The sequence below is a fragment of the Pseudomonas sp. p106 genome (assembly GCF_003936645.1).
Taxonomy (GTDB): Bacteria; Pseudomonadota; Gammaproteobacteria; order Pseudomonadales; family Pseudomonadaceae; genus Aquipseudomonas; species Aquipseudomonas putida_E.
The window spans coordinates 57,466-71,700 of record NZ_RHQR01000008.1 but is presented as its reverse complement, the minus strand read 5'-3'; the positions used below and the strand labels follow the sequence as shown (position 1 = coordinate 71,700).

The following is a 14,235-nucleotide window of genomic DNA, read 5'->3' as shown; positions in this document are numbered from 1 at the left end:
GCGCGCTTCGATATTAAGAAACTCGAACAAGGTCCGCGTGCCCATGAATCTGGAAAGTATCAGCCAATCCATTGCCATCGTTCATCCGATTACACTTTCCCATGGCCGTAATGCCGAAGTCTGGGATACCGACGGCAAACGTTACATCGACTTCGTCGGCGGCATCGGCGTGCTCAACCTGGGCCACTGCAACCCGGCCGTGGTCGCGGCCATCCAGGCCCAGGCCACGCGCCTGACCCACTATGCTTTCAACGCGGCGCCTCACGGCCCTTACCTGGAGCTCATGGAGCGCCTGCGCGCGTTCGTGCCGGTCAGCTACCCGCTGGCCGGCATGCTTACCAACAGCGGCGCAGAAGCGGCGGAAAACGCCCTCAAAGTCGCCCGCGGTGCCACCGGCAAGCGCGCCATCATCGCTTTCGATGGCGGCTTTCATGGCCGCACCCTGGCAACCCTGAACCTCAACGGCAAGGTCGCCCCCTACAAACAACGCGTAGGTGAACTGCCGGGGCCGGTGTACCACCTGCCCTACCCCAGCGCCGATACCGGCGTCACTTGCGAGCAGGCGCTCAAGGCCATGGACCGCCTGTTCAGCGTCGAGCTGGCAGTAGAGGACGTGGCGGCGTTCATCCTGGAGCCCGTGCAAGGTGAAGGTGGCTTCCTCGCCCTGGACCCGGCCTTTGCTCAGGCGCTGCGCCGTTTCTGCGACGAGCGCGGGATCCTGATCATCATCGACGAGATCCAGTCGGGTTTCGGCCGCACCGGCCAGCGCTTCGCCTTCCCGCGGCTGGGCATCGAGCCAGACCTGCTGCTGTTGGCCAAAAGTATCGCCGGCGGCATGCCGCTGGGGGCGGTGGTCGGGCGCCAGGCGTTGATGGCGGCGCTGCCCAAGGGCGGCCTCGGCGGGACCTATTCGGGCAATCCGATTGCCTGTGCGGCGGCGCTGGCGAGCCTGGCGCAGATGACCGATGAGAACGTCGCCACATGGGGCGAGCGCCAGGAGCAGGCCATCGTCAGCCGGGTTGAACGCTGGCAGCAACGCTTCCCGTTCATCGGGCGCCTGACAGGCGTCGGCGCAATGCGCGGGATCGAGTTCGTCAATGCAGACGGCAGCCCTGCCCCCGCTCAGCTGGCCAAGGTCATGGATGCAGCAAGGGCAAAAGGCCTGTTGCTGATGCCCAGCGGCAAGGCGCGACACATCATTCGCCTGCTGGCGCCACTGACCATCGAAGCCGAGGTGCTCGAAGAAGGGTTGAACATCTTCGAGCAGTGCCTGGCCGAGTTGAACTGAGGCTTACAGGCCCAGCTCTTCCGGGGTGAGCATGTCGGATTCGAAAGCGATCCAGCCGCCTTCGAGTTCGGCGTGGCCGTTGACGATCGGGCCGTAGTAGGTCAGGCCGTTCTCCAGCGTCACGCAGATATGCGTGGCCGGCTTTTCCGGAGCCGCGAGCGTGCCGACGAAATGCACCTTCTTCAGGGTTTCGGTCACGGCTTCCAGGCCAACACGCATGCTGGGGTTTTCCGAGGCCTCGATATCGCCCCCACGGTCTTCGGCGCTGATGGTGACGGTGGCGGTGTACGGGAACTGGGTGCTCAAGCGGGGTTACCTCGGTGTTGGATGCAGGCTTGCGGGCGCGTAGAGTACGGCAGCTGTGCGCAGTTGTCTCTAATGGCCTCCCCCGCCCTGATCTGTTAGGGTGCCCGCCGATGCACGCCACACCACACGAGGACACCGAGTGAGCGCCGAAGAACCCCTGATCGCCGACCTGTTCGAGGTCGACAAACGCCTGACCCTCAAGCCCGTCGTGGATTTCAACGCTTACCTGCGCAACGCCTTCGGCGAAGGCCCGTGCCGCTGCCACCGCTGCACTGAAGGTGGCGACGAAAGCACCTATACCCACGCCCACAGCTTCACCCTCGATGGTCGCCAATGGCACCGCCGTTTCGCCACCACAGCCGGCAGCGACGTGGCGCAGGTACTGAAAAAAGCCTGGCTGTCGTACACCAAGGCAGACCTGAACCCGGTCGGTGCCCTGGACCTGGCCACCCTCAAGACCTTCACCGAAGCGGCTCTGCACGAGCGCCTGCTGGCCCTGCTGCCCGCCAGCGGCGTTGCCCGCGAAGTGGACGGCCAGTGGCTGCTGCAAGCCCAGGCCGACTGACGGCCCGGCGGTAAAGCAGGATTCTCCCGCTCTGCTACCTTGGGAGAATCCGCTCATCCGCAGGTAGTCCGTCATGGCCCGCACAACGCCCATCGAGCTGTACCGCAACATTGGTATCGTCGCCCACGTGGATGCCGGCAAGACCACGACCACCGAGCGCATCCTGTTCTACACCGGGGTCAACCACAAGATGGGCGAGGTGCACGATGGCGCCGCGACCATGGACTGGATGGCGCAGGAACAGGAACGCGGCATCACCATCACCTCGGCGGCGACCACGGCCTTCTGGCAGGGCTCGACCAAGCAGTTCGCCGACAAGTACCGTTTCAACATCATCGATACCCCAGGCCACGTCGACTTCACCATCGAGGTGGAACGTTCGCTGCGCGTGCTCGATGGCGCCGTGGTGGTGTTCAGCGGTGCCGACGGGGTAGAGCCGCAGTCCGAGACGGTGTGGCGCCAGGCCAACAAGTATCACGTCCCGCGCCTGGCCTATATCAACAAGATGGACCGCCAAGGCGCAGACTTCCTGCGCGTGGTCAAACAGATCGACAAGCGCCTGGGGCATCACCCGGTACCCATCCAGCTGGCCATCGGCAGCGAAGAGAACTTCATCGGCCAGATCGACCTGGTGAAGATGAAGGCGATCTACTGGAACGACGCCGACCATGGCACCACCTACCGCGAAGAAGAAATCCCGGACGAACTCAAGGCACTGGCCGACGAATGGCGTGCGCACATGGTCGAAGCGGCGGCCGAGGCCAATGATGAGTTGACCACCAAGTTTCTCGATGGCGAGGAGCTGAGCATCGACGAGATCAAGGCCGCCCTGCGCCAGCGCACCATTGCCAACGAAATCGTGCCGACCATCCTTGGCTCCTCGTTCAAGAACAAAGGCGTGCCGCTGATGCTCGATGCGGTGATCGACTACCTGCCCGCGCCCTCCGAAATCCCGGCAATCAAGGGCACCGACCCGGACGACGAAGAGAAACACCTGGAGCGCCACGCCGACGACAACGAACCGTTTTCGGCCCTGGCGTTCAAGATCGCGACCGACCCGTTCGTCGGCACGCTCACGTTTGCCCGGGTGTACTCCGGGGTGCTCAGTTCCGGCAACGCAGTGCTCAACTCGGTCAAAGGCAAGAAGGAGCGCATCGGCCGAATGGTGCAGATGCACGCCAACCAACGTGCAGAAATCAAGGATGTATGCGCCGGCGACATCGCCGCCCTGATCGGCATGAAGGACGTGACGACCGGCGACACGCTTTGCGACATGGACAAACCGATCATCCTCGAGCGCATGGACTTCCCGGACCCGGTGATCTCCGTGGCCGTAGAGCCCAAAACCAAAGCCGACCAGGAGAAAATGGGCATCGCCCTGGGCAAGCTGGCCCAGGAAGACCCCTCGTTCCGCGTGCGCACTGATGAGGAGACCGGCCAGACCATCATTTCAGGCATGGGCGAACTGCACCTGGACATCATCGTCGACCGCATGCGGCGTGAGTTCAACGTCGAGGCCAATATCGGCAAGCCCCAAGTGGCCTACCGCGAGAAGATCCGCAACACCTGCGAGATCGAGGGCCGCTTCGTTCGCCAGTCCGGCGGGCGCGGCCAGTATGGGCACTGCTGGATCCGCTTTGCACCGGGCGATGAAGGCAAGGAAGGCCTGGAGTTCATCAACGAGATCGTTGGCGGCGTGGTACCCCGCGAGTACATCCCGGCGATCCAGAAAGGCATCGAGGAGCAGATGAAGAACGGCGTGCTTGCCGGCTACCCTCTGATCAGCCTCAAGGCTGCGGTGTTCGACGGCTCCTATCACGACGTCGACTCCAACGAGATGGCCTACAAGATCGCTGCCTCCATGGCCACCAAGCAGCTGTCGCAAAAAGGCGGAGCGGTGTTGCTGGAGCCGGTGATGAAGGTCGAAGTGGTCACGCCCGAGGAATACCAAGGCGACATCATGGGCGACCTGAGCCGGCGCCGCGGCATGATCCAGGATGGCGACGAGACCCCCGCCGGCAAGGTGATCCGTGCCGAGGTGCCGCTGGGAGAAATGTTCGGCTACGCCACCTCGATGCGCTCGATGACCCAAGGGCGGGCCAGCTACACGATGGAGTTCACCCGTTATGCCGAGGCGCCGGCGAGCATTGCTGACGGGATTGTGAAGAAGAATCGCGGGGAGTGAAGCCGCGAGGGCTACGCCGGCGATAGGGCCAGCACAGCCCCCGCAAAAACTCAGTGCTGCTCGCCTGCGCGCTTCAACAGTTTCTTGCAGCGCTCGGACAGATGCACCACCCGCAGCTGCTTGCCCGCCTTGGCATACCGCTCGCGCAAGGTCTTCAATGCAGCAATTGCCGAATAATCGACGAAGCTCACGTGTTGGCAGTCCAAGGTAACCTTGGCCGGGTCACCCGCCGGGTCGAACTGGTTGAGAAAGGGCGTGACCGAGGCGAAGAACAGCGTGCCATGCACCTGGTAATGCTTGACCCCCTCGGCGTCTTCATGGCTGTCGGCATACAGCTCCCGCGCATGCTGCCAGGCAAAGTTCACCGCCGCGATGACGATGCCGAACAGTACGGCCGTGGCCAGGTCGGTGAAGACCGTGACCACCGTCACGGCAATGATCGCCAGCACATCGCTCACCGGCACTTTGTGCAGCACGCGCAAGGACGCCCACGCGAATGTCTGCTGGGCGACCACGAACATTACCCCGACCAGCGCCGCCAACGGGATACGCTCGATCAGCGGCGACAGGAACAGCACGAACAGCAGGATCATCACCCCCGCCACCACGCCGGACAGCCGGCCGCGGCCATTGGAGCTGAGGTTGATCACCGTCTGGCCGATCATCGCGCAGCCGCCCATGCCACCGCACAAGCCGGAAACCATGTTGGCCGCACCCAAGGCCACGCACTCGCGGTCCGGGTAGCCGCGGCTCTCGGTGATCTCGTCGGTGAGGTTAAGGGTCAGCAGGGTCTCCAGCAAGCCGACCATGGCCATCAGCACCGCGTAAGGGGCGATGATCTTCAGCGTTTCAAGGTTCCAGGGCACATCCGGCAGGGCCAGCGCCGGCAACCCACCGGCGATGTGCGCCATGTCGCCAAGGGTGCGGGTTGGCAGGTCGAGCAGGTACACCAAAAGGCCAACGCCGAGGATCGCCACCAGCGCTGGCGGCACGGCGCGGGTCAGCTTTGGCAGCACGTATACCACCAGCATGGTCAGTGCCACCAGGCCGATCATCAGCCAAAGGGGCGTGCCGCTGAGCCACTGCTCACCCGTCTTGAAATGCTCCAGCTGGGCCATGGCGATGACGATCGCCAGGCCGTTGACGAAGCCAAGCATCACCGGATACGGCACCAGGCGCACCAGCTTGCCCAGGCGCAACAGGCCGAACAAGATCATCACCACACCGCCCAACAGCACGGTGGCCAGCAGATACTGCGCACCGTGTTGCACCACCAGGGCGACGATCACCACCGCCATCGAGCCGGCAGCACCGGAGATCATGCCCGGGCGACCACCGAACAGCGCGGTGAGGGTACAGATGATGAAGGCGCCGTACAGGCCCATCAGCGGGTTGAGGTGCGCCACCAGGGCGAAAGCGATGCACTCGGGCACCAGAGCGAATGAAGTGGTCAGGCCGGCGAGCAGGTCGGCGCGAAGTCGGGCGGGTTTCATGGGTGTCCTGTGATGCAGGGCCAGGCGGCCGGTACTGAAAACAATCGAAGGGCGGGATGTTACGGAATTTGTCTGGCAGTGACCACCGCGAGCGGGCCAGCCCTAGCCGCGCGCCAGCCACTCGGCCATTGCTACATCCTCCAGCGCGTACTCGCCGCGATTGGCCTTCCACACCAGCTCCTTTTCGCGCAGGGCATCCAGGGCTTTTTGCACATTGGGTGTAGTGGCGTTGGCTTCGGCAGCAGCCTGTTCCAGCTTGCGATTGACGTCGATGAAGGTCTGTTCGGTGAAGGGCGAGAACGGCTGCCGGGCCCGCGTGCGCTCGGCCATCACTGCCAGCACCGCTTGTTGCAAGGCAGACAGCTCGTTCCAGGCGCTTTCGTAGTCACTCCACACCCCGGCCTGATGGTTCAGCGCACCGGTGCGCAGCAGCTCGCCAAGGTTGCCTGCCTCGCCCAGCCCGATACTCACCTCGGTGAGCAACTTGCCGAGCATCTCCGGGCGCCGGCCAACACGCTCAAAGGCATACTCCAGATCCTCGGCCTTGAACTGGTTGCTGGCCGCCAGACGGCCATTCCAGACACCGGTCACGAAGTCGACGAAGTCCCGCCCCAACAGCGGAAACGCAGTGATGCTGGCGCCATAGAATGGCTGCTTGCTCTTGAGCACCAGATTGGCCAGCTTGTCCCGGCTGGACCCGGTAAACACCAGGCGCAGGCCATCGGGGCGGTCACCCCGGTTGAGGTGGTCGCGCGCCGCCTTGAGCGCGAACATGGCGTTCAGCCCACCCTCGCTGTTAAGGGCATGCTGCGCCTCATCCACTACCAGCACCACCATTTGCCCACACACCTGATGCAGCACCGCAAGTGCCTGTGCCAGCGTGGTACCGGCGGGCAGTTGCGGGCGGGTGAAATCCCAGCTGAGCGTACGCAGCAGGTTGATCTTGTCGATACCCGCCTTCTTCGCGGTTTTGGCCAAGGTACTTTCAAAACGCGCCAGAGCGCTGCCGATGGCACCGCTGATCAACTCGGCAGGGTCGGCATCACGGTCAGACCACAGGTCGACATACACCGGCAGCCAGCCGCGCTCCAGGCAGGCTGGAATGAAGTCGTTGTTCAGGAAGGTGCTCTTACCCGTGCGCCTTGGCGCAGCGAGGAACATACCCGAGCTGTAGTCGACGAACGATTCGCCGGCCAGGTCCCGTACCAGGGCTTGAGCCAACTGTTCGCGGCGGAAGATCGGGCGGGCAAGGCTCATGGCAATATCCTGAATTATCCAGATGACTATAATTTATATCTTATAGAATAAAAGCAGGATAAAAGACACCTTGTGATGGACAACCGGCACGAGTCGCACAATTTTGCCATCATGTTGATTCCACCTGCGGAGATCATGGACATGGCGCTACGCCCCTTTCTAACTTCCCTGCTGCTGGCCGCCAGCCTGGCCGCCCAAGCCGCCACCGAAGTGCTGCCGCTGCAGCACCGCAGCAGCGCCGAACTGCTGCCCGCCGCCCAGTCGTTCATTGGCAAGGACGGTAGCGTCAGCGCCTTCGAGAACAAGTTGATCGTCACTGCCAGCCCCGAACGCGTAGACGACCTGCGCGCCCTGCTGCAACAGCTGGACACCGCGCCCAAGCGCCTGATGATCAGCGTCGACAACAACGACAGCAACTATCAGGACAACCGTGGCAATGCGCGCATCATCCATTACGGCACCAGCAACCGGGATGGTGGCCTGCAACAGGTCCAGGCCAGCGAAGGCCAACCGGCGCTGATCCAGGTCGGCCAGAGCATCCCGGTCACCAGTACCAGCACCGACGGCTATGGGCGCATCCAGAGCAACACCGAATACCGTAATGTGACCCAGGGTTTCTACGTGACCCCAAGCCTCATCGGCGAAACCGTTCGCCTGCAAATAAGCACCAATAATGACCGAATGAGCCATGAACGTGCTGATGTAGTGAAAGTACAAAGTACCGACACGACGGTCACCGGCAAGCTCGGCGAGTGGATTACCCTGGCTGGGTTCAACCAGCAGAGCCAGGCCGATCTCAGCGCGTCAAGCCGCACTTACAGCACCCAACGGGGTGAAAACATGACTTTACGTGTCAAAGTCGACCTTCTCGACTGATCCCAGGCAAATCAAGGCCTCGACCAAAGGCCTTGAAGCTGACCAGCAAGTCGCATTAGACCAAAGATGTAGTAAGCCTAAAAAAGCACTACAAAACATTTGACAGGCTCTTTTTCCCAAGGGCATGATGGCCTCGCTCCCGCTAATCAGGGGCCCTGGCAAGGGCCTTCGAGGCGCCCTCCTCCCACCCTTGGAGGCACCTCGTGTCTATACGGCCCACAAGGCGGTTCGACGGGATTGCGACTGCAACGAAGAAGTTGTCCCGAGGGACGGAAGCGCATCACCGCAGTTCTGGCAATCGCGTAGCACCGCAGCAAGGCATCCACGAGCCGACCTGCCGGCGCATGCCCTCGCCCAGGCTGCAACTCCTTCCCCCTTCGAGCCTTCGCGTTCGCCGCCGCACTCCCCCGAACAGGACAGCCGCCACACCCCTGATTCGCTTCGTGAGCATCAGCACAATTACCCCAAGATCGATGCGACGAGGTTTATTTCCATGGCACTGACACGCGAACAGCAAATTGCAGCCCTCGAGAAAGACTGGGCCGAAAACCCGCGCTGGAAAGGCGTGACCCGTACCTACACCGCCGCCGATGTCGTTCGCCTGCGTGGCTCCCTGCAGCCGGAGCACACCCTGGCCCGCCTGGGTGCAGAAAAACTGTGGAAGCTGGTCACCGAGGGTGCCCACCCGTCCTTCCGCCCAGAAAAAGATTTCGTCAACTGCATGGGCGCCCTGACCGGCGGCCAGGCAGTGCAGCAGGTCAAGGCCGGCATCCAGGCCATCTACCTGTCTGGCTGGCAGGTGGCCGCCGACAACAACTCGGCCGAGTCCATGTACCCTGACCAGTCGCTGTACCCGGTCGACTCCGTACCGACAGTGGTCAAGCGCATCAACAACTCGTTCCGCCGCGCCGACCAGATCCAGTGGAAAGCCGGCAAGAACCCGGGCGACGAAGGCTACATCGACTACTTCGCGCCAATCGTGGCAGACGCTGAGGCCGGTTTCGGCGGCGTGTTGAACGCCTACGAACTGATGAAGAACATGATCGAAGCGGGCGCCGCCGGCGTGCACTTCGAAGACCAGCTGGCCTCGGTGAAAAAGTGTGGCCACATGGGCGGCAAGGTTCTGGTACCTACCCAGGAAGCCGTGCAGAAGCTGGTTGCAGCGCGCCTGGCCGCTGACGTATCGGGCGTACCGACCATCATCCTGGCCCGTACCGACGCCAACGCCGCCGACCTGCTGACCAGCGACTGCGACCCGTACGACCAGCCGTTCGTGATCGGTGAGCGTACCCGTGAAGGCTTCTACAAGGTCCGCGCCGGCCTCGACCAGGCCATCGCCCGCGGCCTTGCCTACGCGCCGTACGCCGACCTGATCTGGTGCGAAACCGCCAAGCCAGACCTGGACGAAGCCCGCCGCTTCGCCGAAGCGATCAAGAAGGAATACCCGGACCAACTGCTGTCGTACAACTGCTCGCCTTCCTTCAACTGGAAGAAGAACCTGGACGACGCCACCATCGCCAAATTCCAGCGCGAGCTGTCGGCCATGGGCTACAAACACCAGTTCATCACCCTGGCTGGTATCCACAACATGTGGCACGGCATGTTCAACCTGGCGCACGACTACGCCCGCAACGACATGACCGCCTACGTGAAGCTGCAGGAGCAGGAATTCGCCGACGCCAGCAAAGGCTACACCTTCGTGGCGCACCAGCAGGAAGTGGGCACCGGCTACTTCGACGACATGACCACCGTGATTCAGGGTGGCGCATCGTCGGTGACGGCACTGACCGGTTCGACCGAAGAAGAGCAGTTCCACTGATAGTGATTTGCTGCTGAAGAAAGGGCCCGGGGCTTGTGAAAGCCCCAGGCTTTTTAGTTCAGCCTGGTTGTTTTCAGAAAATCGGTTTTCCCCGGCTCGAATGAGCCCACACAGGCCTTTCATGCCAGAGAGGTTTTGGCACTGCGCTGCAGCAGCGCCAAGAGCGATGACAGGTGCAGCAGGCGTTATGGGAGTGACGCCCGTCACATCGCACTGACTTTTCTTTCACTCAATTTTCACGGCACTAGGCAGAGACTAAAGCTATCCCTACGTGATAGACGCTCCTTTGCCCGCCCCTCCCGGCGGGCTTTCTTTTGCTCACGATTTGCAGTGGCTTGTCTCATCGCCCATTGCACCGTCCATTTCAAAAGCGCTACCCATCGGCGCACCGCAATAACTGACAGATAGCCAAACCGGGCCAAAAATTTTTCAAATCTCTTTGCCAGCCGGGTCACACTGGCTGCCACTGAACCTTCGTGGCTTTCCGGGCTCAGTTGTGCAGACAACGCTTGCGCCATCTAGAAAGGGATTTGTAATGGGACATGCTCCAGCCGCCGCCCTCCCAAGGGTTCGCATCGAACGTGAGCTGAGCCTGCGGGCTGTGCTCACCGGCGCGATGCTGGGCGTTGTGCTCACGCCTTCGAATGTCTATGCCGGGCTCAAGATCGGCTGGTCATTCAACATGTCGATCATCGCTTTGCTGGTCGGCTTCGCCCTGTGGCAGGGTATCGCGGGCCGCAAGAAGGAGCGGCCCGTTTGGACGCTGCACGAAAGCAACATCAACCAGACCGTGGCTTCGGCCGCCGCTTCCATCATTTCCGGCGGGCTGGTGGCACCGATCCCGGCCTATACGCTGCTCACCGGCCACCAACTGGACCCGGTGCCGATGATGGCCTGGGTTTTCTCCGTAAGCTTCCTGGGCATCTGGATCGCCTGGTATCTGCGCCCCGCCTTGCTCAACGACCATGATCTGAAGTTCCCCGAAGGCATGGCGACCCTGGAAACGCTGCAGCAGATCTACCATCATGGGCGCGAAGCCATGTCTCGCATCAAGGTTCTGTGCAGTGCCGCGCTGCTGTCAGGGCTGGTGAAGTGGATTGACGGCTTCGTCTGGGCGATACCACGCTGGGCACCCACGCCTGCGCTCGAGCGCCTGACCTTTACTGTCGATCCTTCGCTGTTGCTCATCGGCTTTGGCGGCATCATCGGCATTCGAGTTGGCCTGACGTTGCTGTTCGGCGCCGCGCTGGCCTGGGGCGGGCTAGCGCCGTGGCTGATCGACCACGCATTGGTAGTGATCGCCCCGAACGCCAGCGGCCCCCAGTTCGCCGCGCTGGTGGAGTGGCTGTTGTGGCCGGGCGTTAGCCTGATGGTCTGTGCGACCTTGACTTCATTGGCAGTTCGTCTGTTCCGAGTGTCACGGCGGTTGCCTGCAAATGCGCTTGCACATCGGGCGCCGCGCGCCAGGATACGGTTTTCGCCAGGGCCTGCATCCGGCCTGCTGCTATCCGTCGCTCTGGTCGTCGCCCTGCAGGCGCTGCTGTTCGGGATCGACTGGTGGATGGCGTTGTTGAGCATTCCTTTGGCGATTTGCCTTGCCGTCGTCGCCGCGCGCGTCGTGGGGGCCACCGGCATCGCACCGATTGGCGCCATTGGCAAACTGTCGCAGCTCGGCTTCGGCTTGATCGCTCCCGGCCAGGTGGCCATCAACCTGATGAGCGCCAACACGGCGGGGGGCGCGGCCGGGCAATCCACAGACCTGATGAACGACTTCAAGGTTGGCTTGGCGATCGGCGCGACCCCGCACAAGCAACTCGTTGCCCAATGCATCGGTATTTTCATCGGCAGCGTGGTCGGCGTGCTGGTTTACCTGATGCTGATACCGGATCCGCAGGCCATGCTGCTTACCGAGGAGTGGCCTGCGCCGGCTGTCGCGACCTGGAAAGCGGTGGCCCAGACGCTGACAGTTGGGCTGGGAGCGCTGTCGTCGGAGATTCGCTGGGCGATTTTGGCTGGCAGCGCTGTAGGCGTGCTGTTGGGCACGCTGGACAGCCTGCTACCGCAACGGGTGGCCCGCTGGCTGCCGAGTACCGCCGCACTGGGGCTGGCATTCATATTGCCGGCGTCGATCGCGATGATGATGGGTTTTGGCGCAGTACTTACCTGGCTGGTCAACTGCCGATGGCCGAGCGTCACGGAGCGCTTTGCGATCACAGCGGCAGCTGGGTTGATTGCAGGTGAAAGTATCACGGGCGTAGGGGCATCGTTCTGGGAGATGCTACGGACGCTGTAGCCGTACGAAACAGCGTCGCGAACACGGCATGAGGCAGCGCTTGTACCTTTGGCTGCCCTGAGTAAAGGTCAGTTCTGGGTCCGGCTGGTTTCTGTTTGTGTTCGGAAATCAGATTTTTTCCCTTTCTTGTAGTCCATTTCCCAAACATACTTCAGCCGCCTGTTTTCCGTTGCGGTCGCCCTGCTGGCGCTCTAGTCTCGGCCTGTTGCTGCACATCAGCGACATGGCTTTGACAGGCCGCGACGGTATTTGGCATACAGCTATCTTTATGGCGGCTGTACGTGTGGGCACGCTTGCGTGCGCCGGAACTTGCCAATTCCACCGGTCTGTCAACCCACGTACCGCTGCCACCCTTCTGTTTGACAGCAGAGAGGTCGCCGCACTTACAAGGAATTGGATAATGTTAAAGATAGTCCCCGATCCACCCCATGCCCTCCACGCTCTCGAAGACACTCTCATCCAGGCCGCAGACTTCGCTAACTGCGCGCTAGCCGTTACGCATCAGGCGATACTGGTTCAGCCGCGGTCGCCTGCGTCGGCCCTGATGATGGCGTCAACACATGAACTCGAGTCGCTGCGTGTGCTGCTCGAGGCGGCATTGATTCAGGTCCAGATGCCGACTGAGCCGCGAACGCTGCACTAAATCGACAAACCTGTGTTGCCTGGGCTGGCTCTATCGCCGGCAAGCCGGCTGCCACAGGTGCGCGGCATTGAGTGAGGCCGGTGTCGCGACAAAGGGCGCAGCTTACCCGCGAAGGTGCCCGCCCAGGCCCTGGATGCTTGGGAGAGATAAATGACTAGCGATGAGCCGAACGTAAAAACCACCGTGGGCAAGACCACGTTCTTTCAAGGTGAGAACCAGACCCATCCACTGTTTCGCATCGAAGCCGGCATTCCCTGCCAGGATGCCCGGGAGCAAGCTTCGGAACTGATGGGTTATGTGCGGGAATTGACGGTCATCGGTGTGATGGATGAGAAACCGATGATGGTCTGGGCAGCGCATTACCTGAGTGCGTTGGCCAAGGCGCTGATGGATGATGCCGAGTTGGGGATGATGCGCTGATATCCTGACGTGCCAGGCGGTACGCCAAAGGCGTCCGCCTCCGCAATGAAATGGCTGTATTGGCAGCCTCAAGCTCTGTAAATGAGCGTAACTGTAGATGCCAATGGATACCAGGCGCGATACCGGTTTGTCTTTGTGTCAGAAAATCAGATTTTTTCCCTTTCTTGTAGTCCATTTCCCAAACATACTTCAGGCGCCTATTTTCCGTTGCGGTCGCCCTGCTGGCGCTCTAGTCTCGGCCTGTTGCTGCACATCAGCGACACGGCTTTGACAGGCCGTAACGGTTTAAGCACATGGCTTTCCTTCTATGGTGGCTGTGCGTGGGGCACGCTTGCGTGCGCCGGAACTTTGCTTATTCCGCCGGTCTGTCAACCCACGTACAGCTGCCACCCTTCTGTTTGACAGCGGCGAGGTGACGGCATCCATAGAGGTAATAAGCGATGTTGAAGATGGTTCCCGATCCACCCCACGCCCTTCACTCTCTAGAAGATACGCTCATCCAGGCCGCAGACTTCGCTAACTGCGCGCTAGCTGTTACGCATCAGGCGATACTGGTTCAGCCGCGGTCGCCTGCGTCGGCCCTGCTGATGGCGTCGACACATGAACTCGACTCGCTGCGTGTGCTGCTCGAGGCGGCATTGATTCAGGTCCAGATGCCGACTGAGCCGCGAACGCTGCACTAAGTCGACAACCCTGTGTTGCCTGGGCTGGCCCTATCGCCGGCAAGCCGGCTGCCACGGGTGCGCGGCATTGAGTGAGGCCGGTGTCGCGACAAAGGGCGCAGCTTACCCGCGAAGGTGCCCGCCCAGGCCCTGGATGCTTGGGAGAGATCAATGACTAGCGATGAGCCGAACGTAAAAACCACTGTAGGCAAAACCACGTTCTTTCAAGGTGAAAACCAGACCCATCCACTGTTTCGCATCGAAGCCGGCATTCCCTGCCAGGATGCGCGTGAGCAAGCTTCGGAACTGATGGGCTATGTGCGGGAATTGACGGTCATCGGTGTGATGGATGAGAAACCGATGATGGTCTGGGCAGCGCATTACCTGAGTGCGTTGGCCAAGGCGCTGATGGATGATGCCGAGTTGGG

13 protein-coding genes are annotated in these 14,235 nt (G+C 61.7%); 10 read left to right on the top strand and 3 right to left on the bottom strand.

Annotated elements, in window-relative coordinates:
• The first annotated feature begins 43 nt into the window (after positions 1-43).
• Positions 44-1,288 carry an aspartate aminotransferase family protein gene (locus EGJ09_RS12420; RefSeq protein WP_125923939.1) on the top strand — a complete coding sequence of 415 codons (1,245 nt, stop codon included), beginning with the start codon at positions 44-46 and terminating at the stop codon, positions 1,286-1,288.
• Positions 1,289-1,291: 3 nt separating this feature from the next.
• Here the strand turns inward: EGJ09_RS12420 and EGJ09_RS12415 are convergent, their stop codons facing one another.
• Positions 1,292-1,594: a hypothetical protein gene (locus EGJ09_RS12415; protein WP_012315223.1), complete on the bottom strand. Its 303-nt coding sequence runs from the start codon at positions 1,592-1,594 to the stop codon at positions 1,292-1,294.
• A gap of 139 nt (positions 1,595-1,733) precedes the next feature.
• Between EGJ09_RS12415 and EGJ09_RS12410 the strand changes: the two genes are divergently transcribed.
• Positions 1,734-2,159, top strand: a complete 426-nt coding sequence (locus tag EGJ09_RS12410; RefSeq protein ID WP_125923938.1) for a hypothetical protein — start codon at positions 1,734-1,736, stop codon at positions 2,157-2,159.
• Between the two features lie 73 nt (positions 2,160-2,232).
• Positions 2,233-4,344 (top strand): elongation factor G, encoded by a 2,112-nt coding sequence (gene fusA / locus EGJ09_RS12405; protein WP_046785674.1) that lies wholly within the window; start codon positions 2,233-2,235, stop codon positions 4,342-4,344.
• A 50-nt stretch (positions 4,345-4,394) separates the two neighbouring features.
• On the opposite strand, the gene EGJ09_RS12400 is transcribed toward fusA, so the two are convergent.
• Both EGJ09_RS12400 and EGJ09_RS12395 read right to left on the bottom strand, forming a co-directional pair.
• Positions 4,395-5,837: a SulP family inorganic anion transporter gene (locus tag EGJ09_RS12400; protein WP_125923937.1), complete on the bottom strand. Its 1,443-nt coding sequence runs from the start codon at positions 5,835-5,837 to the stop codon at positions 4,395-4,397.
• Between the two features lie 102 nt (positions 5,838-5,939).
• Positions 5,940-7,094, bottom strand: a complete 1,155-nt coding sequence (locus EGJ09_RS12395) for a hypothetical protein (protein WP_046785672.1) — start codon at positions 7,092-7,094, stop codon at positions 5,940-5,942.
• Between the two features lie 141 nt (positions 7,095-7,235).
• On the opposite strand from EGJ09_RS12395, the gene EGJ09_RS12390 reads away from it, so the two are divergent.
• The 7 genes from EGJ09_RS12390 to EGJ09_RS12360 all read left to right on the top strand — a co-directional run.
• Positions 7,236-7,970 carry a secretin N-terminal domain-containing protein gene (locus tag EGJ09_RS12390; protein WP_012315228.1) on the top strand — a complete coding sequence of 245 codons (735 nt, stop codon included), beginning with the start codon at positions 7,236-7,238 and terminating at the stop codon, positions 7,968-7,970.
• A 493-nt stretch (positions 7,971-8,463) separates the two neighbouring features.
• Positions 8,464-9,789 carry an isocitrate lyase gene (gene aceA, locus EGJ09_RS12385; protein ID WP_012315229.1) on the top strand — a complete coding sequence of 442 codons (1,326 nt, stop codon included), beginning with the start codon at positions 8,464-8,466 and terminating at the stop codon, positions 9,787-9,789.
• Positions 9,790-10,324: 535 nt separating this feature from the next.
• A complete protein-coding gene (locus tag EGJ09_RS12380; RefSeq protein ID WP_125924080.1) occupies positions 10,325-12,082 on the top strand; it encodes an OPT family oligopeptide transporter in 1,758 nt (585 codons plus the stop codon).
• A gap of 400 nt (positions 12,083-12,482) precedes the next feature.
• Entirely contained in the window at positions 12,483-12,725 is a 243-nt protein-coding gene (locus EGJ09_RS26750; protein WP_046788353.1) for a hypothetical protein, read from the top strand.
• Positions 12,726-12,875: 150 nt separating this feature from the next.
• Positions 12,876-13,145 carry a DUF3077 domain-containing protein gene (locus EGJ09_RS12370; protein WP_012315232.1) on the top strand — a complete coding sequence of 90 codons (270 nt, stop codon included), beginning with the start codon at positions 12,876-12,878 and terminating at the stop codon, positions 13,143-13,145.
• Positions 13,146-13,585: 440 nt separating this feature from the next.
• Positions 13,586-13,828, top strand: a complete 243-nt coding sequence (locus EGJ09_RS12365; RefSeq protein ID WP_125923936.1) for a hypothetical protein — start codon at positions 13,586-13,588, stop codon at positions 13,826-13,828.
• Between the two features lie 150 nt (positions 13,829-13,978).
• On the top strand, positions 13,979-14,235 hold a 257-nt coding region (locus EGJ09_RS12360; RefSeq protein WP_125924078.1), incomplete at its 3' end, for a DUF3077 domain-containing protein.